General features: G+C 71.9%; 20 protein-coding genes. 5 read left to right on the top strand and 15 right to left on the bottom strand.

Features of this window, described 5'->3' with window-relative positions:
• Positions 1 to 150 precede the first annotated feature (150 nt).
• Positions 151 to 615 carry a hypothetical protein gene (locus tag ACSJD1_RS07140; RefSeq protein WP_438854625.1) on the top strand — a complete coding sequence of 155 codons (465 nt, stop codon included), beginning with the start codon at positions 151 to 153 and terminating at the stop codon, positions 613 to 615.
• Between the two features lie 34 nt (positions 616 to 649).
• Positions 650 to 1,297, top strand: a complete 648-nt coding sequence (locus ACSJD1_RS07135) for a GNAT family N-acetyltransferase (RefSeq protein WP_438854624.1) — start codon at positions 650 to 652, stop codon at positions 1,295 to 1,297.
• Between the two features lie 52 nt (positions 1,298 to 1,349).
• On the opposite strand, the gene ACSJD1_RS07130 is transcribed toward ACSJD1_RS07135, so the two are convergent.
• From ACSJD1_RS07130 to ACSJD1_RS07095, 8 genes are all read right to left on the bottom strand, one after another.
• Positions 1,350 to 3,026 carry an amidohydrolase gene (locus tag ACSJD1_RS07130; protein ID WP_438854623.1) on the bottom strand — a complete coding sequence of 559 codons (1,677 nt, stop codon included), beginning with the start codon at positions 3,024 to 3,026 and terminating at the stop codon, positions 1,350 to 1,352.
• A 114-nt stretch (positions 3,027 to 3,140) separates the two neighbouring features.
• Positions 3,141 to 4,079 (bottom strand): ABC transporter permease, encoded by a 939-nt coding sequence (locus ACSJD1_RS07125; protein ID WP_438854622.1) that lies wholly within the window; start codon positions 4,077 to 4,079, stop codon positions 3,141 to 3,143.
• Positions 4,076 to 4,969: an ABC transporter permease gene (locus ACSJD1_RS07120; RefSeq protein ID WP_438854621.1), complete on the bottom strand. Its 894-nt coding sequence runs from the start codon at positions 4,967 to 4,969 to the stop codon at positions 4,076 to 4,078. Before ACSJD1_RS07120 ends, ACSJD1_RS07125 begins: the two co-directional genes overlap by 4 nt.
• Entirely contained in the window at positions 4,962 to 6,149 is a 1,188-nt protein-coding gene (locus tag ACSJD1_RS07115) for a polyamine ABC transporter substrate-binding protein (protein WP_438854620.1), read from the bottom strand. Before ACSJD1_RS07115 ends, ACSJD1_RS07120 begins: the two co-directional genes overlap by 8 nt.
• A 58-nt stretch (positions 6,150 to 6,207) precedes the next feature.
• Positions 6,208 to 7,392, bottom strand: a complete 1,185-nt coding sequence (locus ACSJD1_RS07110) for an ABC transporter ATP-binding protein (RefSeq protein ID WP_438854619.1) — start codon at positions 7,390 to 7,392, stop codon at positions 6,208 to 6,210.
• 197 nt (positions 7,393 to 7,589) lie between these two features.
• Positions 7,590 to 9,023, bottom strand: coding sequence for a permease prefix domain 1-containing protein (locus tag ACSJD1_RS07105; RefSeq protein WP_438854618.1), 1,434 nt, complete (start codon positions 9,021 to 9,023; stop codon positions 7,590 to 7,592).
• Position 9,024: 1 nt separating this feature from the next.
• Positions 9,025 to 9,396, bottom strand: coding sequence for a PadR family transcriptional regulator (locus ACSJD1_RS07100; RefSeq protein WP_438854617.1), 372 nt, complete (start codon positions 9,394 to 9,396; stop codon positions 9,025 to 9,027).
• A 77-nt stretch (positions 9,397 to 9,473) separates the two neighbouring features.
• A complete protein-coding gene (locus ACSJD1_RS07095) occupies positions 9,474 to 9,782 on the bottom strand; it encodes a hypothetical protein (RefSeq protein ID WP_438854616.1) in 309 nt (102 codons plus the stop codon).
• 211 nt (positions 9,783 to 9,993) lie between these two features.
• Here ACSJD1_RS07095 and aceA point away from each other — a divergent pair, with 211 nt between their 5' ends.
• Positions 9,994 to 11,319, top strand: coding sequence for an isocitrate lyase (gene aceA / locus ACSJD1_RS07090; protein ID WP_438854615.1), 1,326 nt, complete (start codon positions 9,994 to 9,996; stop codon positions 11,317 to 11,319).
• Positions 11,320 to 11,413: 94 nt separating this feature from the next.
• Positions 11,414 to 13,048 carry a malate synthase A gene (aceB, locus tag ACSJD1_RS07085; protein WP_438854649.1) on the top strand — a complete coding sequence of 545 codons (1,635 nt, stop codon included), beginning with the start codon at positions 11,414 to 11,416 and terminating at the stop codon, positions 13,046 to 13,048.
• A 73-nt stretch (positions 13,049 to 13,121) separates the two neighbouring features.
• Here aceB and ACSJD1_RS07080 read toward each other — a convergent pair whose 3' ends face one another.
• The gene (locus tag ACSJD1_RS07080) at positions 13,122 to 14,495 is read right to left on the bottom strand and encodes an ATP-binding protein (RefSeq protein ID WP_438854614.1); all 1,374 of its coding nucleotides are present in this window, start codon (positions 14,493 to 14,495) and stop codon (positions 13,122 to 13,124) included.
• A 103-nt stretch (positions 14,496 to 14,598) separates the two neighbouring features.
• Between ACSJD1_RS07080 and ACSJD1_RS07075 the strand changes: the two genes are divergently transcribed.
• Positions 14,599 to 15,195, top strand: a complete 597-nt coding sequence (locus tag ACSJD1_RS07075) for a GNAT family N-acetyltransferase (RefSeq protein WP_438854613.1) — start codon at positions 14,599 to 14,601, stop codon at positions 15,193 to 15,195.
• Positions 15,196 to 15,198: 3 nt separating this feature from the next.
• Here ACSJD1_RS07075 and ACSJD1_RS07070 read toward each other — a convergent pair whose 3' ends face one another.
• From ACSJD1_RS07070 to ACSJD1_RS07045, 6 genes are all read right to left on the bottom strand, one after another.
• On the bottom strand, positions 15,199 to 16,596 hold the full coding sequence (locus ACSJD1_RS07070; protein WP_438854612.1) for a cryptochrome/photolyase family protein: 1,398 nt from the start codon (positions 16,594 to 16,596) through the stop codon (positions 15,199 to 15,201).
• Between the two features lie 153 nt (positions 16,597 to 16,749).
• Entirely contained in the window at positions 16,750 to 17,703 is a 954-nt protein-coding gene (locus ACSJD1_RS07065) for a sugar phosphate isomerase/epimerase family protein (RefSeq protein ID WP_438854611.1), read from the bottom strand.
• A gap of 298 nt (positions 17,704 to 18,001) precedes the next feature.
• Positions 18,002 to 18,964, bottom strand: a complete 963-nt coding sequence (locus ACSJD1_RS07060; RefSeq protein ID WP_438854610.1) for an NADP-dependent oxidoreductase — start codon at positions 18,962 to 18,964, stop codon at positions 18,002 to 18,004.
• 230 nt (positions 18,965 to 19,194) lie between these two features.
• Positions 19,195 to 20,025 carry an alpha/beta fold hydrolase gene (locus ACSJD1_RS07055; protein ID WP_438854609.1) on the bottom strand — a complete coding sequence of 277 codons (831 nt, stop codon included), beginning with the start codon at positions 20,023 to 20,025 and terminating at the stop codon, positions 19,195 to 19,197.
• A complete protein-coding gene (locus ACSJD1_RS07050) occupies positions 20,022 to 20,744 on the bottom strand; it encodes a YqaJ viral recombinase family protein (RefSeq protein ID WP_438854608.1) in 723 nt (240 codons plus the stop codon). Before ACSJD1_RS07050 ends, ACSJD1_RS07055 begins: the two co-directional genes overlap by 4 nt.
• A gap of 55 nt (positions 20,745 to 20,799) precedes the next feature.
• The gene (locus ACSJD1_RS07045) at positions 20,800 to 21,975 is read right to left on the bottom strand and encodes an ROK family protein (RefSeq protein WP_438854648.1); all 1,176 of its coding nucleotides are present in this window, start codon (positions 21,973 to 21,975) and stop codon (positions 20,800 to 20,802) included.
• Between the last annotated feature and the right edge of the window lie 5 nt (positions 21,976 to 21,980).

Raw genomic sequence — 21,980 nt, 5'->3', positions numbered from 1 at the left:
TTCCCTCCGGGCCTCGCGACGATATACCGCGTGATGATCGAGGCGGCGACCGGTCGATCCGCGAAGTTGCTGGGAGACCGCGCGCCGAGTGGCCGCACCGTGGCAGTCTGTTCCGGTCCGCCGCCGCGGACTCGAACGGAGGACCCGAACATGACCCTGCGCACCACGTCCGCGCTCGCCGTCCCGGCGATCGCGATGCTCCTGCTCGCCGGCTGCACCGGGGCGCCCGGGGGCGGAACCCGGACCGGATCGGACGGAGCGTCGGCAGGTTCCGACCAGACGGTCGACGAGGCGTGCACGGAACTCCGCACCGGACTCGACGAGCTCTCCTCGGTGGACGGCGCGGCACTCCAGAGCGACCTCGTCGACGATCCCGACGCGGCGATCGCCACGATGGACGAGGTCGAGTCCGCGATCGTCGCAGCGACCGACGCGGTCACGAATGCGGAGCTCCGGCCGGCGGCCGAGGACGCCGCGGACGCGGCGACCTCGTTCTTCGACCAGGCCCGCGCCGCAGCGCAGGACCCGGCGACCGCCGACCCGGCGACCCTGCAGGCCGGCCTCAGCGCGCTCGCCTCGGCGGTCGGGGAGCTCCAGGCGGCCTGCGAGGGCTGAGCCGGCCCCGGTACGTCATGGCTATCGTCGTGCCATGGACCTCGTGGACGCCTGGCCGCTCTTCGGCCTCACCCTGCGCACGCCCCGGCTCGAACTCCGACTCGTCCGCGACGACGACATCGCCTCGCTCGCCGAGGCGGCGATCCGAGGCATCCACGACCCGGCGGTGATGCCGTTCGCCCACCCGTGGAGCGACCAGCCGCCCGAGATCCTGCGGCGTGAGCTGGCGCGCTACGTGTGGCGCGAGCGCGCCGGGACGACACCCGAGGCCTGGACCCTGCTCTTCGCGGTGATCGAGGACGGGGCGCCGATCGGGATCCAGGACGTGCGCGGACTGCAGTTCGCCGAACTCCGGACGGTCTCGACCGGGTCGTGGCTGACGGCGTCACGCCAGGGCATCGGGCTCGGCATCGAGATGCGCGCCGCCGTGCTCGCATTCTGCTTCGATCACCTCGACGCCGAGGTCGCCGAGTCGGGCGCGATCGACTGGAACGAGAGCTCGCTTGGGGTGTCGCGCCACCTCGGCTACGTCGAGAACGGGGAGAAGCGCGTCGTCTCCCGTGCGGAGCACGTGGAGCGAGAGGTGCTGCTCCGGCTCGAGCGCGACCGCTTCGCACGCCCGGAGTGGTCCCTCGAGGTCGACGGCTTCGACGACGCCGTGCGAGCACAGCTCGGCGCCTGACGCCCCGGCCCACGCATCGCTCGACCTTCGACCCTCGCGTGACGAGCGCGGCTCAGGCCGCGCGCACCGCCCCCGCGTCATCCGCCGCGTACACGCGCTCGCCCTCGACGAAGGTCTGCTCGACGCGGGTGGTTCCGATCTCGTCGGCCGGACCGGCGAAGGGGTCGCGGTCGAGCACCACGAGGTCGGCGTACTTGCCCACCTGGATCGTGCCGGTCACGTCGTCGAGGTGGTTCACCCACGCCGAGCCCGCGGTGTACGCCGTGAGCGAGGTCGCGAGGTCGATGGCCTGCTCGGGCAGGAACGCCTCGTAGTCGCCCTCGGCGTACGCGGGCGCCGACTTCCGGTTCACGGCCGTGTGGATGGCGGCCAGCGGGTCGGGCGTCGACACCGACCAGTCGCTTCCGGCGGCGAGCACCGCGCCCGAGCGGAGCAGGTCGCCGAACGGGTACTGCCAGGCGCTGCGGGGGTCGCCGAGGAACGGCAGCGTGAGCTCGACCATCTGCGGCTCGAGCGCCGCCCACAGCGACTGCATGTTCGCCGCGACGCCGAGCTGGCGGAAACGCGGGATGTCCTCCGGGTGCACGACCTGGATGTGCGCGATGTGGTGCCGGTGGTCGTTGCGGCCGTTCGCGGCGATCGCGTGCTCGACCGCGTCGAGGCACTCGCGCACCGCGCGGTCGCCGATCGCGTGGAAGTGCAGCTGGAAGCCGAGGCGGTCGAGCTCGGCGGCGGCCGGGTTCAGCACCGCGGGGTCGACGAACGAGATGCCCGAGTTGTCGGTGGAGTGCCCGTGGCCGTCGCAGTACGGCTCGAGCATCGAGGCGGTGAAGTTCTCGGCGACGCCGTCCTGCATGATCTTGATGCTCGTCGCGGCGAACCGACCCGCACGGTAGGCGTCGCGCTTGGCGACGAGGTCGGGGATCTGCTCGATCCCGCGCGTGCGGTCCCACCAGATGGCGCCGACGACGCGGCCGGTGAGCTTCCCGGCGTTCGCGGCGGCGACGTACGCGGGGCCGGGGTCGCCGGCGTCGCCGTAGGTGCCGACGATCGCGTCCTGCCACGCGGTGACGCCGAACGAGTGCAGGTACCGCTGGCCGAGCAGCACCGCCTGCGTGAGCGTCTCGAGGCTCGTCTCGGGGAGCAGGCGGTTCACGAGCGACATCGCGCCCTCGTGCAGGGTTCCGGTCGGGTTGCCGTCGGCGTCGCGCTCGATCCGGCCGTCCGCGGGGTCGAGGGTGTCGCGGTCGATGCCCGCGAGTCGCAGCGCAGCCGAGTTCACCCAGGCGCCGTGGCCGTCGCGGTTGGGGAGGAACGCCGGGCGGTCCGGCACGACCCGGTCGAGCGCCGCCGCGGTCGGAGTCCCCCCGGGGAAGGCCGACATGGACCATCCGCCCCCCAGCACCCACTCGTCGTCGGGGTGCGCGGCCGAGTACTCCGCGATGCGCGACAGGTACTCGTCCTGCGTCGACAGCTCGGCCAGGTCGCAGCGCATGAGGTCGAGGCCGCCCCAGACGGGGTGGACGTGCGCATCCTGGAAGCCGGGGACCAGCAGCCGCCCGCGCAGGTCGACGACCTCCGTCGTCGCACCGACGAGGTCGCGCACGTCGTCGTCGGACCCGACCGCGACGATGCGACCGCCGCGCACGGCCACCGCGCTCGCACGCGACCGGACCGTGTCGGCCGTGAAGACGGGGCCGCCGGTGAAGACGAGGTCGGCGTGGGTCATGGCGATGGACTCCTTCGGATCGCGGGCGGGACAACAGTGGGCGGAGCGGAGGTGCGGGGTGGGGCGGATGCCGCGCGGCCGCGGCGTTCGGGTCGGACCGCGGCCGCGCGGGGTTCAGCCGCCCGACATCGTGCGGGCGATCTGCGTCGCCGAGTCGCCGGCGCGCTTCAGCACGACCGCGACGAGGGCGAGCGCCGCGAGGGTGAGCAGCAGCATCACGGTCGAGACCGCCGCAATCTCGGGGCGGAGGCCGCCGCGCAGCGCACTCAGCACGTACACGGGCCACGGCGTGGAGCCGGAGACCTGGACGAAGGCCGCGACGACGGTGTTGTCGAGGCTCAGCGTGAACGACAGCAGCAGGCCGGCGAGCACCGCGGGCATCGCGAGCGGCAGCGTCACGCGACGGAAGGTCGTGAACGGCTTCGCGTAGAGGTCGGCCGAGGCCTCCTCGAGCTGGGCGTCGAGCCCGACGAGTCGAGCGCGCACGATGTAGGTCACGACCGCGGTCGAGAACAGCGAGTGGCCGACCACGAGGCGCACGGTGCCGTCGTTGAAGATCGACAGCCCCGCGTCCTGGCCGAGGAACACCAGCCACGGCAGCAGCGACACGGCGTCGACGATCTCGGGCGTGACCGACACGAGCAGCAGCAGCCCGACGAACCACAGCGCCCACTTGCCGGGCTTCCGGGCCAGGGCGATGCCGGCGAGCGTGCCGAGGAGCGTCGAGAGCACCGCCGCGATGGCGCCCGTGCGCAGCGACACGGCGACGGCGTCGCGCACGGCGGGCTTCTCCCAGAGCGCCCGGTAGGGCTCGAACCCGAACTCGTTCCATGCGATGAGCAGGCGCCCGTTGTTGAACGAGTACACGAGGATCACGATGATCGGCGCGAACAGGAACAGGAAGACGAGCACGCTCCACACCGTCAGCCCGATGTCGACCGGGGAACGGCGGGCGCGGCGCACGACCGGTGCCTCGGGGGTGCGGGGGGCGGATGCCACGGCCGGGCCGGGCGCGGCATCCGTCAGCGTCGTCTCGGGTGCGGTGGTGGTCATGCCGGGGCCTCCAGGACGACGCGGGTGCGGGCACGGAACGGCAGCGAGGCGAGCCACAGGAGGAGCCCGATCGCCGCGGCCGAGATCATGATCACGAGGATGAGCAGCACCGCCATCGCGGATCCGAGCGCCCAGTTCTGCGCGGCTTGGAACTGGCTGGCCACGAGCTGGCCGACCATGTTGCCCTGCGCGCCGCCGAGCACCGTCGCGGTGATGTAGTCGCCCATGAGCGGGATGTAGACGAGCAGCAGGCCGACGATGATGCCGGGTCGGGCGAGCGGGAACGTGACGCGCACGAACGTGCCCACCCGGTTCGCGCCGAGGTCCTTCGACGCCTCCCGCAGCGCCGGACCGACGCGGTCGAATGCGACGAACAGCGGCAGGATCATGAGCGGCAGGTAGTTGTAGACCACGCCGATGAGCACCGCGGTGCGCGTGTACAGGATCTCGAGCGGGCCCTCCGTGATGCCGACCGTCTGCAGCAGCTGCGACATCCAGCCTTCGGGAGCGAGGATGATCTGCCAGCCGATCGTGCGCACGAGGAAGTTCGTCCAGTACGGCACCATGACGAGCGCGATGAGCAGCCCGCGTCGGTTCGCCGGCGCCTTGACGGCCATCCAGTACGCCACCGGAAGACCGATGGCCAGGCACAGCAGGGTGCCCGCGATGCCGACCCACAGGGTGTTCATGAACACCTCGAAGAACGTCGGCGAGAGGGCCTCGGCGTACCGGTCGAACGACAGCACGTCGGTGGCGTGGGTGCCGAAGATGCCCGGCTTGTAGCCGAAGCTGAAGTACAGCACCGCGCCGACCGGTACGACGAAGAACGTGACGAGCCACACCCACGCGGGGATCGCGAGGGCGAAGCTCGGCAGGCGGAGACTACGCACCGGCGGCGGCCTTCGCCTTGTTCCAGATGTCGACGTTGACCTGCTGCGCCTCGTTGACCTCGCCGTCGTGCATGGTGGCGATCTGCTCCTCGGTGAAGAACACGAGGTCGAGCATCTCTAGGCCGGCCTCGTTCGCGGCGTCCTCGATGCCGGCGGCGCCGGTGTGGTAGCCGATGTAGTCGACCTGCTGGAGCTGGTTCTCGGGCACCATCGTCCAGTTGATGAACGCGTGCGCGGCCTCGGGGTGCGGCGCGCCGACCGGGATCGCCCAGTTGTCCATCCACAGCTCGGTCGCGGGCGAGCCGAGCACCCACTGCCAGCGGTCGGGGTCGGGGCTCTCCATGATGCCGATGCGAGCGTCGCCGTTCCACGCCTGCATGAGCACCTGGGTGGCCTGCGGGATCGCCTGGCCGCCGGGGTAGGAGTCGAACGCCGAGATGTGCGGCGCGAGGGTGTTCACGATGAAGTCCTCGCACGCGGCGAGGTCGGCCTCGTCGGTCGTGTTCCAGTCGATGCCGTTCGCCCAGTAGTAGAGGCCGGTCACCTCGGCCGGGTCGTCGAGCACGCTGGTCTTGCCGCTCGCCTCGTTCTGCGCCGCGTCGAGGAAGTCGTTCCAGTCCTTGAGCTCGCGCGTGATGACGGTCTTGTCGTAGACGAAGCCGGTCGTGCCCCACGCCTTGCAGATCGAGTACTCGTTCTCGGCGTCCCAGCTGCGGCCGAGGAAGTCCGGATCCATGTGCTCGATGTTCGGCAGCAGGTCCTTGTTGAGCGGCTGGATGATGCCGTTCTCGATCATCTGCGGGATGAATGCGCCGGTCGGCACGATGATGTCGTAGCCCGAGGTGCCCTTCGCGGCGACGAGCTTGGAGATGAGCTCCTCGTTCGAGCCGTACGAGTCGAACGTGACCTTCGGGCCGAGCTCCGAGGTGAACGCCGAGACGACGTCGGGCGAGTCGTAGTCGCCCCAGGTGTAGATGCTGAGCGAGCCCTCGAGCGCGCCACCGGTCGCGGCGGGCGCCGACGACGCGCTGCCGCCGGGCGACGAGCAGGCTGCGAGGAACGCGGTGCCGCCCATGGCGGCCGCGAAGCTGAGGAACCGGCGGCGGTCGATCGCGCGCTGGAGGATCGGCACCTGCTCGGCGCTCGCGAGGATCCGGATGGGGGTGGACTTCTCGGCCATGTCGCTCCTTGGGGGTCGGGCGGATTGCTGGGGTCGGTGGTGCGGGTCGGGGTCGGCGTCAGTGCGTGGGAGGTGCGACGTAGCCGCCGGCGGCCGCTGCATCGTCGGAGGGGAAGACCTGCACGCTCGCGTCGCTCCACGAGCACGAGACCGCCGAGCCCACCGCGAGGTCGGGGGCCTCCGGCGTGGGGCGGCGTGCGATGAGGCTCTGGTCGTCGCCGAGTCGCACGAGGTACTGCATGGTCTCGCCCAGGTGCGAGACGCCGAGCAGGGTGCCCTGCACGCGGTTGGCGCCGGTCGCCGGGGCGCCGGCCGCGGCATCCGCCTCGATGTGCACGAACTCGGGCCGCACCGCCGCCTGCACCGACGTGCCGTCGGCGATGGGTGCGAGACGGTCCGAGCGGATGCCGCGCACGAGCCCGTGCACGGAGTCCACCGCCGAGCCGCCCTCCGTCGCGGTGCCGCGGAAGAAGTTCTGCTGTCCGACGAACGCGGCGACGTACGCCGAAGCGGGTCGGGCGTAGATCGTGTCGGCGTCGGCGAGCTGCTCGATGCGCCCGTCGCGCATGATCGCGATGCGGTCGCTCATCGACAGGGCCTCGCCCTGGTCGTGCGTGACGAAGACGAACGTGATGCCGAGCCGCGACTGCAGCAGCTTCAGCTCGAGCTGCATCTCCTCGCGGAGCTGGCGGTCGAGCGCGCCGAGCGGCTCGTCGAGGAGCAGCACCGAGGGGCGGTTGACGAGCGCCCGGGCGAGTGCGACGCGCTGCTGCTGGCCGCCCGAGAGCCGCGTGGACTTGCGGTCGGCGAAGCGCCGCATCTGCACGAGGTCGAGCGCCTCGGCCACGCGCTGCCGCACCTCGGCCTTGGGCGTGCGGCGCTGCTGCAGGCCGTAGGCGACGTTCTCCGCCACGGTCATGTGCGGGAAGAGCGCGTACGCCTGGAACACGGTGTTGACATCGCGGCGGTAGGGCGGCGCACCCAGGACGGATCGTCCGGATATGCGGATGTCGCCCGCGTCGGGCTGCTCGAACCCGGCGATCATGCGCAGCGTCGTCGTCTTGCCGCAGCCCGACGGGCCGAGCAGCGAGATGAACTCCCCGGGCTGGATCGTCAGCGACAGGCCGTCGACCGCGGTCGCGTCGCCATAGCGCTTCGTGACCTGCTGGAGTTCCACGGTTCCGGATGCGGCATCCCGCTCGTCGGTGGGGGAGACGGTCCTCGCCTCGGTCGCTGTCGTCACCTGTGGGCACCTCCGGTTCACTGACGCCGCGTCGCGTCCGGCCATTCAAACCCCTGTTGCACGCCTGTGCAATGGACGCGTGGATAACCGGACGAACCATCGGTGGACGGCGGTTCCCCCGACAGATCGTCCGACGGATCGTCACGCGGGTGAAACGGACCGGCCCGGTTCGTCATACGGGCGAAACGCGCGACGGATCAGGCGAACCCGAACAGCGGCGGGAACGCCGCCACGACCACCGCCGACCACGCGACGTAGACCGGCAGGTACGCGGTCTGCCAACGCTCGAGTCGGAGGAACGGGACGCGCCCGCGCAGGAAGCCGAGGTGCAGCCACGCCGCTCGGGCGAGGTTCGCCAGCAGGATGAGGTTCAGCCCGAGCGAGGCCGCCTTGTTCGCGCTGACGCCGAACTCGCCGATGCGGCCGACCATCGCGACGAGCACGACGAGGTCGACGACGAGCGCGCCGGCCAGCATCACGAACTGGATCCACTCGAACCATCCCGCACGCACGAGCGGGTCGCGCGCCGAGTACGAGTAGACGAGCAGCGCGAGCGCGACGACGAGTACGAGGTCGAAGGCGATCAGCAGGTCGCGGTTCGCGTCCACGAGGTTCCACTGGAGGGCTGCGGCGACGACGAGGGCGAGCAGCATGAGCGCGAACAGCGGGGTGAAGACCCTGGTGAGCACTGGGGCGATGTTCTCGATCACCCGCTGCTTCGCCTCGACGAGCCAGGCCGCCACGAGCACCGCTCCGGCCGCACCGCACGGGATCACCCACTCGCCGATGAACGACCCGATATCGAACCCGATCGAGCCGAACACCCCGACGGCGAGCATCGAGAGTCCGCCGCCGACGAGCGCGATGAGCAGGTAGTAGACCGCCCACTCGCCGCTGAACCGGATGAAGTCCATGCGCGCGTCGCCGCTGCGCCAGTCGCCGGCGGCATAGGCCACGCCGCTCACGAGCCAGAGGGCGACCGCGGCGTGGACGGCCGCGAGGAGTTCGGTCGTCGAGGGCTCGGTCGCCAACGCGCCGGTGCCGGCGCCCGGAGCGAACGGGTAGGCGTTCAGCACCACGGCCGCGATCGCGAAGGCGCCCGCGATGCCGGCGAGCGCGCCGACCGGCGGCCGATGCCGCCACGCGAACCAGGCCGCGAGGAACGGGAGCACCAGGATGGCGGCGTTGCGGAGGAAGAACGTCGGGTCGACGCCGATCAGCCCCGCGACCCTGACCGCGAGGCCCGCGCCGACTCCGAGTCCGAGTGCGACGGCGAGGCCGTTCGCCCGACGCAGGAACGAGTTCGGCGTCCCGTGCGCGTCGCGATCGCCGGATGCCGCGGAGCGCCCGCCGCCGTTCGGTCCGTCGTCGAGCACGAGCTGCTTCCAGAGCCGTTCGGAGTGCACCCGCGCGTACTCGCGCGAGAGGTCGTCGACCGCGCCGAGGCGCTTAACGGCGACGAGGAACGCCTCGTCGTCGTGGAGGCCGGCGGCGCGGAGCGAGTCCACGCGGTCGAGCAGGTGGCCCTCGAGCTCGTCGACGTCCTGCGGGCTGAGCGTGTCGCGCCGCTCGAGCCACTCGCGCCATGAGGCGAGGAGGCGACCGAGCTCGCGCCCGTCGTCTTCGGCCATGTCAGGCACCTCCGAGCGCGAGGCGGGCGGAGCCGCCCGGTCCGGGGCCGTCGGGCCAGACCTTCGCGAGCACGTCGCCAACGACGTCCCATTGACGCCGCTGCTCCGCGAGCATCGCCGATCCCTGCGAGCTCAGCCGGTAGTGCTTGCGCGGGCGCCCGGTCGGCGAGGCGCCCCATTCGGACTCGACGTGCCCGAGGCGCTCGAGCCGGTGCAGGAGCGGGTAGAGCATGCCGTCGCTCCACTCGAGCTCGCCGCCCGAGAGTTCCGAGATCCGTTGGAGGATCGCGTACCCGTACGACTCGCCCTCGGCCAGGATGCCGAGCACGACCGGCGTCGCCGCGGCGGCGACGAGGTCCTTCCCGATGCGCATGCGTGCCTCCGTCCCGCGTGCCGGGCGGTGCCCGGGCGACATACCTTGTGCTGCAAGGTACCTTGCAGCACAAGGTATCACGCACCGGCGTCAGGAGGAGGCCCCGGTGCAGGTGCATCGACGTCCACGTCGACCTCCCGCGCTCGTTCGAGGCGCGTCAGCAGCCGAAGCCCCAAGAAGGTCACCCCGAAGACGATGCCGATCCCGAGGGCGACGAGGAACGCCCATCGCGGGTCCTCGCCGAACGCGATGACCGACCCGACCACGACGAGCGCGGCGCCGAGCACCGGGCCGCCGACGAAGAGCGCGACGCCGAGCACGCCCAGCCGCGACCGTCGCCGTTCGAGGCGACGCTCGTCGTCGGTGAGGCCGTCGTCGTGCGCCACGTGCTCATTCTGCCCCGGTCGGCGCCAACGCATCCGGCCGCCCCGCGGTTGTTCCGCGACGCGGAAGAACCGGGAAAATTCACCCCCCGATTCGTCGTCCGAGCCCCTCATCGGGCGCGCAGCATGGTTCCACAGACCCCCGGACGGCATCGCAGGAGAGGCCGGACGGAACCACGAGACATCCGCACCGCTGCACCGAAGGAGCACCACGATGAGCACGATCAACCGCCCCGGCGACCAGACGCAGACCGCCGCCGAGCTGCAGCTCGAGTGGGACGCGAACCCTCGCTGGGAGGGCGTCAAGCGCGACTACACCGCCGAGGACGTCATCGCCCTCCGCGGCCCCGTCCGCGAGGAGCGCACGCTCGCCCGCCGCGGCGCCGAGAAGCTGTGGGAGAACATCCAGAAGAACACCGGCACCGCCTTCGAGCGCATGGAGGACCCGGAGTGGTCGGCTGCGCTCGGAGCCCTCACCGGCAACCAGGCCGTGCAGCAGGTGCGCGCCGGCCTCAAGGCGATCTACCTCTCGGGCTGGCAGGTCGCGGCAGACGCCAACCTCTCCGGCCAGACCTACCCCGACCAGTCGCTCTACCCCGCCAACTCCGTGCCGGCCGTCGTGCGTCGCATCAACAACGCGCTGCTCCGTGCCGGCCAGGTCGAGCAGGGGACGGACGACCGCGACTGGATGGCGCCGATCGTCGCCGACGCCGAGGCCGGCTTCGGCGGACCGCTGAACGCCTACGAGCTCATGCACCAGATGATCGAGGCCGGCGCGGCGGGCGTGCACTGGGAGGACCAGCTCGCCAGCGAGAAGAAGTGCGGCCACATGGGCGGCAAGGTGCTCGTCCCGACCGGCCAGCACATCCGCACCATCAACGCGGCCCGCATGGCGGCCGACGTCGCGGGCGTCCCGTCGATCATCATCGCCCGCACCGACGCGCTCGCCGCGACGCTGCTGACCAGCGACCACGACGAGCGCGACCAGCCGTTCGTCACCGGCGAGCGCACGGCCGAGGGCTTCTACAACGTGCAGAACGGCATCGAGCCGGTCATCGCCCGCGGTCTCGCCTACGCCGAGTACGCCGACCTGCTCTGGGTCGAGTCGGCCGAGCCCGACCTCGAGCTCGCCCGCCGCTTCGCCGAGGCCGTGCACGCGAAGTTCCCGGGCAAGCGCCTGAGCTACAACTGCTCGCCGAGCTTCAACTGGAAGCGCCACCTCGACGACGACCAGATCGCGAAGTTCCAGCGCGAGCTCGCCGCGATGGGGTACGCGTTCCAGTTCATCACCCTGGCGGGCTTCCACTCCCTGAACCACGGCATGTTCACGCTCGCCAAGGACTACAACGAGCGCCACATGTCCGCGTACGTCGAGCTGCAGGAGGCCGAATTCGCCTCCGAGGCCGACGGCTACACCGCCACGCGCCACCAGCGCGAGGTCGGCACCGGCTACTTCGACCAGATCGCCACGGCGCTGAACCCGAACAGCGCGACCCTCGCCCTCGTCGGATCGACCGAGGAAGAGCAGTTCCAGCACTGATCGACGGGCGGACGCCCGCGAAGGAGACGAGACCATGACCATCACCATCGAACGAACGGATGCCGCGGCATCCGCTCGCCCGCAGCCCACCACCATGCCCGAGCCGAAGCCGGCGACCGGCAGCTTCCAGAGGGTGCAGCCGCACCTCGAGGTGACCGCCCCCCTGGGTGAGCGGTACGACGAGATCCTCACGCCCGAGGCGCTCGCGTTCCTCGCGAAGCTCCACGACCGGTTCGCGCACACGCGCCACGAGCTGCTCGCCGTCCGCCTGCAGACCCGCGTCGACGCGGCGAACGGCCGCGACCCGAAGTTCCTCCCCGAGACCGAGTGGATCCGGAACGACCGCACCTGGCGCGTCGCCGGCGCCGGTCCCGGCCTCGAGGACCGCCGCGTCGAGATCACCGGTCCGACCGACCGGAAGATGGCGATCAACGCGCTGAACTCGGGTGCGAAGGTGTGGCTCGCCGATCACGAGGACGCCACGAGCCCCACCTGGGCGAACGTCGTCGAGGGCCAGCTGTCGCTGTTCGACTTCCTGCGCGGCGAACTGGAGTACACGAGCCCGGAGGGCAAGGAGTACCGCGTCACCGCGACCGAGACGCCGACCATCGTGTTCCGCCCTCGCGGCTGGCACCTCGTCGAGAAGCACCTCAAGTTCCACGACCGCGCGGGGCGCGCGATGCACGCCTCCGGCTCCCTGGTCGACTTCGGGCTCTACTTCTTCCACAACGCCAAGGCCCTCATCGCGGGCGGTCGCGGCCCCTACTTCTACCTGCCGAAGCTCGAGTCGCACCGCGAGGCGAAGCTCTGGAACGACATCTTCACGTTCGCGGAGGAGGAGATCGGCATCCCGCACGGCACCATCCGCGCGACGGTGCTCATCGAAACCATCCAGGCCGCGTTCCAGATGGACGAGATCCTGTACGAGCTGCGCGAACACTGCGCCGGCCTCAACGCGGGTCGCTGGGACTACATCTTCTCGATCGTGAAGACGTTCCGCTCGCGCGGCCGCCGCTGGGTCATGCCCGACCGCAGGTCGATCACCATGACCGTGCCGTTCATGCGGGCCTACACCGAGCTGCTCGTCTCGACCTGCCACCAGCGCGGTGCGCACGCCATCGGCGGCATGAGCGCGTTCATCCCGAACCGCCGCGACCCCGAGGTGACCGAGCGCGCGCTCGCCGCGGTGTCCGCCGACAAGCGCCGCGAGGCGGGCGACGGCTTCGACGGCACGTGGGTCGCGCACCCCGACCTCATCCCGACCGCCCGTGCCGAGTTCGACGCAGTGCTCGGCGATCGGCCGAACCAGCTCGACCGCCTCCGCGAGGACGTGCAGGTGACGGCGGCGCAGCTGCTCGACATCCCGTCGATCGGCGGCGAGGTCACCGAGGCCGGCGTGTACGACAACATCTCGATCTGCATCCGGTACATCGAGTCGTGGCTCCGAGGGACCGGCGCCGCGGCGATCGACAACCTGATGGAGGACGCCGCGACCGCGGAGATCTCGCGCTCGCAGGTGTGGCAGTGGCTGCACGACAACACGGTCACCGCCGAGGGCACGCGCATCGACCAGACGTCGATCGTGCGGATCATGGCGGCCGCCGTGGCCGACCTGCCCCGCTTCGAGGGCGACCGGTTCGACGACGCCATCTCGGTGTTCCGGTCGGTCGCGCTCGAGCCCGAGTTCCCGACGTTCCTCACCGTCGGGGCGTACGCCCGCTTCCTCTAGGAGCCGGCGGCGCGCGAGCGCACCAGGAGCGGATGCCGCGGGACGGGAAGCCCGCGGCATCCGCTTCGCCGCGTCAGCGGAGGGGGACCGGCACGTCGACGCCGCCCTCGGGCGTGACGCGCGCGTTCATCTTCAGCAGTGTCGGCGCCGGCACGAACCCGCCGGCGAAAAGCGCCTCGCCCTGTCGGAACCACGGCGAGCGGGCGATGAGGCCGGTCGGCGCGTAGCCGAAGTACGTCGCGAGCCCCTCGAGGTCGACGGGCGAGCTCATCTTCATGAGCGCGAGGTTGTCGCACTGCGAGATGATCCCCGGGTGCACCTTCGATGGCCGCTGCGTCGACAGCAGCAGCCAGAGGCCGAACTTCCGGCCCTCCGCGGCGATCTGCACGAGCCGCTCGCGCACCGCGATCGCGACGGGCGAGTCGAGCTGCGGCGAGCAGAGGTTGTGCGCCTCGTCGATGACGAGCAGCACCGGCCGGCGCTCCTCGCGCCGCGCCCACAGCTCGTCGAGTAGCGCGAGGGCGACGACGAGCTGCTGCTCGGGCGTCGAGAATCCGCCGAGGTCGAGCACCGTGGCATCCGGCCGCTCGTCGATCACGTCGGTCGCCGCGCCGTCGCCGCCGGCCCACACCTCCCACTCCATCAGGCCGAGGTTCTCGACGCGGAGCGCCAGCTCGCGATGCACGGGGTCGTCCGATGCGCGGAGCGTCGGCAGGACCGCGCCGAGGTCGGTCGTGTCGAGCGTCTCGCGCAGGTGCACGAGCGCGTTGTACTCCTCGCGGTCGACGACCGGGTCGAGCTGCAGCACCGCCGCCTTCGACGCCATCGGCATGTCGACGAAGCGGGCGCGGAGCGGCTCGGCGCCGGGCACGTTCGGCCGCAGCACCCGGATGTCGCGCTCGCGCAGCGCGTCGGCCGTCGGCCCCGCTGCGCCCGGGTTCAGCTCGCCGAGGCGGACGAAGTCGGAATTCGGATCGAACACGACGACGGGCAGCGCCGTGTGCGCGATCAGCTGCTCGAGCACGACGCCGAGCGCGTAGGTCTTGCCCGATCCGCTCTGCCCGCACCAGAAGGTGTGGCGGTTGAACCGGTGCGGCAGCAGTCTCGCCGGGCCGCCCGGGGGCGTGAGGTCGGTTCCGATCTCGAGCGCGGCGCCGGTCGCCGTATGCAGCAGGTCGACGGAGGCCGGGTCGACCGCCGTCACGCTCGCAGCGACGAACGGCAGCGTCGCGCGCGTGTCGAGGAGTCCGTCGGCGATGACGCCGAGCAGCCTGCCCCGCAGGTGGCCGCGCACCTCGTCGTGCTGCTCGACGAGTCCGAGCTGGCGTCGCTCGCCGTCGTCGACCACGACGAGCGCGCCGACGACGAAGCCGTCGACCGGGCCGGTGATCTGGAACGAGCGCCCGTCGTCGGAGCGGGCGGTCACGCGATCGAGGGGAGCGTCCATGCGCCGATCCTGCCATCCCGCGTGCCCGTCGGGCACCTGTGCGACACGCGACGCTCGCCGAATCGATGGACCGGATCGCGCGGGCACGGGTAGCGTCAGCCGTGTGACCGTCACGATCCGGCCCGCGACCCCGGGCGATGCCGAGGCCCTCGCGCGCCTCGCCGCCGTCACGTTCCCGCTCGCGTGTCCGCCGTCGACGACCGCCGACGCCATCGCGTGGTTCATCGCCGAGCAGCTCAGCGAGGTGCGCTTCGCCGAGTTCCTGGCCGATCCCGATCGCACGATCCTCGTCGCCGAGCCCGACCGCTCGACGGGGGCGGGCATCGCGCTCGCCGGGTCGGAGGAGGTGGCCGCGACGGGCGGACTGGTCGGCTGGTCGATGCTCGTCGCGACCGAGGGTGGCGTTCCCGCCGATGCGGATGCCGCGGCCAGCGTGACGACCCGTCCGGCGATCGAGCTCAGCAAGATGTACGTGCACCCCGTCGCGCACGGCGCGGGCATCGCCGGCACGCTCATGGGCGAGACGCTCGTCGCGGCGGCCGGCACGGGCGCGTCGGTCGTGTGGCTCGGCGTGAATCAGGAGAACGGCCGCGCCATCCGCTTCTACGAGAAGCAGGGCTTCGAGGTCGTCGGCACGAAGGGGTTCCGGCTCGGCGATCGGCTCGAGCACGACCACGTGCTCGAGCGCGCGCTGCGGTAGCGCCTAGTCGGCCGCCGGGGCCCGCTTCGCGCCCTTCACGTGCTCGTAGGCCGCGAGCGCGGCCGCCCGGGTCTCGCGGAGGTCGACGATGGGCTCGGGGTACCGGTCGGAATCGACTTCGGGCACCCACCGCCCGACGTACCGGCCGGCCGGGTCGAACTTCTCGCGCTGGAGCTCGGGGTTGAACACCCGGAAATAGGGCGCGGCATCGGCGCCGGAGCCCGCGACCCACTGCCAGCCGAACGGGTTCGAGGCGTGGTCGGCATCGACGAGCGTGTCCCAGAACCACTGCTCGCCGCGCCGCCAGTCGATGAGCAGGTTCTTGGTGAGGAACGACGCGGTGATCATGCGCGCGCGGTTGTGCATGCCGCCCGTGTGCCAGAGCTCGCGCATCGCGGCGTCCACCACCGGCACGCCGGTGCGGCCTCGCTCCCACGCGGTGAGGGCGCTCGGATGCAGCCGCGGCCACGGGAACGCATCGAACTCCTCGCGCCAGTTCCTCGTCGCGAGCTCGGGGAAGTGGAAGAGCACGTGCCACGCGAACTCGCGCCAGCCGACCTCGGCGAGGAACTTCCGTGCTCCCTCGGTGCCGGCCGCCCGCTCGCGCGTGGCGTGCCAGATGCGGTGCGGGCTGATCTCGCCCCAGCGCAGGTGCGGCGAGAGCCGGCTGGTCGACTGCCGATCCAGTCGGTCGCGCCCGGTCGCGTAGTCGGAGAGATCCTCGTCGAGGAAGGCGCGGAGCCGTCGCACGGCCGCGCGTTCGCCGGGCTCCCACGTCTCGCGGAGGCCGCCCGCCCAGTCCGGGTGCGTCGGGAGCAGCTCCCAGTCGTCGAGGTCGTCGCCGGCCGGGCCGCCCCGCCCGTCCGGTCCGCCGTAGCCGTCGAGCTCGCTCGGTGCAGGCAGCGGATGCCGCGGCTCGTCGGCCGCGAGGCACGCCTTCCAGAACGGGGTGAACACCGAGAACGGGGTGCCCGAGCCGGTGCGGATCGTCCAGGGCTCGAAGAGCAGGGAAGCGCCGAAGCTCTTCACCTCGAGCCCGGCGTCGGCGAGGTCGGACTTCAGGTCGGCGTCGACCTCGCGCTCGGCGCCGCCGTAGCGGCGGTTCCAGTACACGGCGCCGGCGCCGGCCTCGTCGACGAGCGAGCGGATGACGCGCCCCGCCGGGCCGCGCCGGAGCACGAGCCGCACGCCCCGGTCGCGCAGGTCGCTCGCGAGCGAGGCGAGCGAGTGGTGCAGCCACCACTTCGCGGCCCCGCCGAGCGGGCGGATGCCGGCCGACTCCTCGTCGAGCACGTACACCGCGACGATCGGCTCGCCGCGCTCGACGGCCGCGTGCAGCGCGGGATGATCGCCGACCCGGAGGTCGTCGCGGAACCAGACGATCGACGGCGCGGCGGTCATGGGCTCACGCTAGCCGAGGCATCCGTCACCGCCGCCGGGGTTGACCGCGCCGGAATGCGTCCATCGGGGTCCCGCACTGCACGAGGTCGACCGCGATGGGAGCCGGTCGCCCATCGGGGAGGGGCGAGATCGACGCCCCTCCCCGAGGCGGGGTCAGAACCGGAGCGAACGGAGGTAGTCGTAGCCGACCTCGGCCGTCTGCAGCGGCGTCACGTCGGGGGTGTCGTTCTCGACGATGTACTCCTCGACCGCGTGTGCTCGGAAGATCCGGTCGAACGCGATCGTGCCGGTGCCCAGGTCGGCCATGTCGCCGTCGAGGTGGCGGTCCTTCACGTGGAACTGGCGCACCCGCTGGGGAGCCGCGTCGATCGTGTCGATCGCGAACTGCACCGGGTCGGCCGCACCCGTGTTCGCGCCGCCGGTGACCGCCCAGTAGAGGTCGACCTCGAGGTGCACGAGCGCGGGGTCGAGACGTTCGGTGAGCACCTGCCACGGGGTCAGTCCGCCGCCGAGGTCGGTCGTGAACTCGTGGGCGTGGTTGTGGTATCCGTACGCGATGCCGTACGAGGCCGCCGCCTGCGCCTCGACGTTCATGCGGTCGGCGAGCCACTGCCAGTCGGCCAGGGAGCTCGAGGCGAAGTAGGGCACGTTGAGGTACTTCTGGCCCAGCGTCGCCGCGTTCTCGAGCTTGATCGCGAGCGCCGCGTCGTCGGCCGACACCCCGTCGTGCGACGAGCTGGCACGGATTCCGATCGAGTCGTAGAACGCGCGGAGTTCGGACGCCGACCGGCCGAAGTAGCCCAGCGCCTGCTCGACGCGCGGGTAGCCGAGCTCCGCGATCGCCCGCAGCGTCGTGTCGTAGTCACCGGGGCCCCACGGTGCGCCCAGCGCCTCGCGCACGGTCCAGAGCTGGATGCTGATCTTGCCGGGCGGGACGCGCTTCCACGGCTTGGTCGCGGCGTCGGCGACCGCCGGCATCGCGCCGCCGCTGAGGGAGAGTGCGGCGGCGGAGGCGCCGACCAGCCCCATCAGCATGCCGCGTCGGCTGATGCCCCGCTCGGCGAGGGATGACTGCATCGCCCGGTCGCCGTCGAATCCGTAGCACATGGTGATTCCTTTCATGAGAGCGCCGTCGCCCTCGAGCACGTCCTCCACTCTCGATGACTTATGCCGTCAAGTCAACAGAAACTGCATGATGTGTTGCGCAAGTCGCGCATGCCGGGTGAGAAGTAGAGGATTCCTCTCGTTTCACCGAGATCGCGCGACCCCCGGGGTCGACGCCGCCCGCGTATCGCCCGCAGGCGGAGTCGCCGGAGGACCCGACGAGCACGCCGTCGGTGCCCGGTGCCCGGTGCCGCGGGAGGGGACCGGGTGGGTCGTGCGCCGCGTCAGGCCGGGAATCGGTCTAGGCCGGGTCGTCGGCGACCCGCAGCACCAGCTTGCCGCGGACGTGGCCCCCGCCGAGGCGAGCATGCGCGGTCTCTCCCTGCTCGAGCGGGAACACCTCGTCGACGTGCACGCGGATCGCCCCGTCGTCGACGAGGCGAGAGATCACCGACAGCGTGCGCGCGTCGGGCGAGACGACGAAGCCCGTCGAGCGGATGCCGCGGGCCGCCGCCTCCTCGGCCATCGTCGGCCACGACTTGGTGGGCACGTTCACGATGAGGCCGCCGCGACGGATCACGTCGAGCGAACGCGTGCCCGTGTCGTCGATGACGTTGCCGATGAGGTCGATCACGACGTCCTGTTCGCCCGCGACCTCCTCGAAGCGCTCCGTCGTGTGGTCGATGACGCGCTGGGCGCCGAGCGAGCGGAGGAAGTCGGCGTTGCGCGGCGAGCCCGTGGCCGTGACCTGGGCGCCGAAGTACGTGGCGAGCTGCACGGCGAAGTGTCCGACGCCGCCCGAGCCCGCGTGGATCAGCATGCGCTGGCCGTCATGCGCGCGCGCGACGTCGACGACCGCGCCCCACGCCGTGAGCGCCGCGCACGGGATCCCTGCCGCCTCGACGAAGCCCGTGCCGATCGGCATGGGCGCGACCGACATGGAGGGGATGGAGACCACCTCGGCGTACGTGCCCGTCATGCGCGGCACACGGCCCATGCCGTAGACGCGGTCTCCCACCTTCAGCGGATGCGACGAGTACGGCACTTCCTCGACGACGCCCGCGAAGTCGAGCCCGAGGATCGCCGGGTACGACGGGATCGCCGCGGAGACGCCGCGGCCGAGCTTGGTCTTGCGATCGATGGGATTGACGCCCGCGGCGATCACCCGCACGAGCACCTCGTCCTGCACGCGGAGCGGCGCCGGGACGTCCGCCATGCGGAACACCGCGCCCTCGCCCGTCTCGTCGACCACCAGTGCCCGCATCGATCCCCCCAGCCTGCTCGCCGCCCGTCCGACCATTCTGCGGCACGTCGGGCTGCGGAGGACCGGTGGATTCGAGGGGATGGATGCGCCCGCTGTCCCGGGTGGTCCGGGTCGTCGCGGCCGCGGCGGTGATGCTCGCCCGGAGTCGAACGCCCCGGCCGCATGCGGCGCGACGCCATCGACGGGCGCCGAGCACGCCCGCACCGGTCGTGACAGCCACGTCGATCGCGTCACGACCGGCTGAGCCACCGCCCGACGACCTCGCGCATCGCCGTCGTCTGCGCCGCCTGCCCGTCGTCGCGGGCCGGCACTCGCGCGAACTCGGCACCGAGGTCCGCCGCCCATCGCTCCGCGAGCTCGAACGGGTGCACCGGGTCGCGCGGCGCTCCGACGACGAGCGAACGGATGCCGCGGCGGGCGAGCCCGCCGGGTTCGGCATCGGACTCGAACGCCCGGTTGCGCGGGATCTCGACGAGGCGGATGGCGCGACGCGCGGCATCCGTCGCCTGGAACTGGGTCAGCAGGCCGCGCGCGCCGAGCGGTGAGGCCTCGGCCACCCGGAGGTAGGGCTCGGTGCGCACGAATCGCTCCGCGCCGCCGTGGGGTCCGTGCTCCCGGAGGAGCTCGCCGATGACGGGGAATGCGCGCAGGTTCGGCGGAAGGGACGCGTCGCCGAACGCCGGCCGGACGAATACCGCGCGCTCCACCGGCAGCAGCCCCCGGAGCGCGATGCGCAGCGCGATCGCGGCCCCCATCGAGATGCCGACGATGGTGACCGGGCGGCTCGGTGCTCCGGAACCCGAGGACGCCTCGCCGCCGGATGCGGCGCCGACGGGTGCAGTGCTCCCGAGTTCGGCGACCACGCGGGCGGCGACCTCGTCGGCGAGGCGGTCGAGCTCGAAGTCGGCGGGGTCGCCGACGACCGTCGAGGTGCCATGGGCGCGCACGTCGGGGGCGACCACGCGGATCGACGCGTCGTCGGGCGTCGCGAGCGCCGGACCGAACAGGTCGAGCGGCTGGCGGCGGTCGGCGCCGAGCCCGTGCAGGAGCACGAAGCTCACGCGAGCGGCCCCGGGCGGTAGAACGAGCGGTCCGGGCCGCCGACCCGGGAGGGCTCGGTGCCCCCGGGCTGCGGCCGGATCGCCTCGAGCAGCATTCCGGCCAGGCGCACGAGCTGCGCGATCTGGTCCTCGTCGCGGTCGACCCAGCGGCACTTCGGATCGCCCACCGGCACGAAGCCGTCGTGCTGCTCCCACACCACGAGCGTGCGCTCGGCCCCGAGCACGTACTGCTGCCACCACACCTGGCGGAGGTAGCCGCGGGGGATGCCCCGCCACGGCTTCGACGTCGTCTTGATCTCGCACAGCTCGAGCGTGCCGTCGCCCCGCACCGCGAGCCCGTCGGGCGTCGCGAGGTGCCGGCGGTCGGCCTCGGCGTGGAAGAGCAGGCTGGACGGCGCGATGCCGTGCTCGGATCGGACCCATCGGGCGATCACGGGTTCGCGCTCGCGACCGTGGTCGGTGTACCGGCTGCCGCCGAACCCGCGGCTGCGCCCGCCGTAGACCTTCTCGCTCGCCGCGGCTCGGACGGATGCCTCGGACGCGAGCTTCGCGGCATCCGTCGCCGTCACGCCCTGCGCGCGGGCCCGCAGCCACGCCACGCGGTCGCCCGAGTCGGCGACGATGCGCGTCTCGTGCGGCAGGGGAGGCTGCCGGAGCGCCGACGCGACGCGCGGTGCGACCGACTCGAGGTCGAACAGCGCGAAGGGGGTGTCGGTCACCCGACCACGCTACCCCCGGCCACCCCCGGCGGACGGCTGCGGCGGACGCGCGGCGCTACTTGACCGCGCGGAGTGCGCCGCTCGCCGACTGCGCGATCATCGCCTCGATGTTCGCGGGGGAGAGCGAGTGGTGGATCGCGAGCATGCTCGCGCCCAGCACCGCCGCATCGGCACCCGTCTGCGACAGCGTGATGTGCAGCGACTCCGTCGCGAGCGGCATCGAACGACGGTAGACGACTTCGCGGACGCCCGCGATCAGGTGCTCGCCCGCTTCGGCCATCGAGCCGCCGAGCACGATGACCGACGGGTTCATCAGGCTGAGGCAGGTCGTGAGCACCTCGCCGATGTCGCGGCCGGCCTGGCGGACCGCCTGGATGGCGTTCACGTTGCCGTTCTTGACGAGGTCGACGACGTCGCGCGAGTTCGACGCGGGGATGCCGGCCGCCGTGAGTGCGCGCGCGATGGCGCTGCCGGAGGCGAGGGCCTCGAGGCATCCGAAGTTGCCGCAGTTGCAGGCGATCTCGGCACCCCTCGAGACGTAGACGTGGCCGATGTCGCCCGCGGTGCCCTGCGCGCCGCGCTGGAGGAAGCCGCCGGAGATGACCCCCGCGCCGATGCCCGTGGCGATCTTGACGAAGAGCAGGTGGTCGGTGTCGGGCCACGCACGCTCGCGTTCGCCGAGCGCCATGATGTTCACGTCGTTGTCGACGAGCACGGGCACGTCGATCTCCTGGCGGATCCAGCCCGCGATGTCGAAGCGGTCCCAGCCGGGCATGATCGGCGGGTTGATGGGTCGACCGGTGCTGAACTCGACCGGTCCGGGGACGCCGACGCCGATGGCGAGGAGGTCGCCGAGGCGACGACCCGTGTGCTCGATGAGCTCGCGCATGGCGGCGATGACCGCGTCGAGCACGACCCGCGGGCCCTCGGCGACCGCGATGACCGAGTTGGTCTCCTCGACGATGCGCCCGGTGATGTCGGCGAGCGCCACCCGGATGTGCGAGGCGCCGATGTCGACGCCCACCACGAACCGCTCGCTCGCGGTGATCGCGAAGAGCGACGAGGGGCGGCCGCCGGTCGACGCGGCCTCACCGACCGGGCCGACGAGGCCCAGGTCGGTGAGGGCGTCGATGCGCATCGCCACCGTGGTCCGGGCGAGCCCGGTGATCGAGGCGAGCTCGCTCCGAGTCCGCGGCTGGCCGTCGCGGAGGATCTGGAACAGATCGCTCATGGCGG

The organism is Agromyces excoecariae (assembly GCF_051715505.1).
In the GTDB taxonomy this organism is placed as follows: Bacteria; Actinomycetota; Actinomycetes; order Actinomycetales; family Microbacteriaceae; genus Agromyces.
This window is presented reverse-complemented; position numbering and strand designations above follow the sequence as displayed.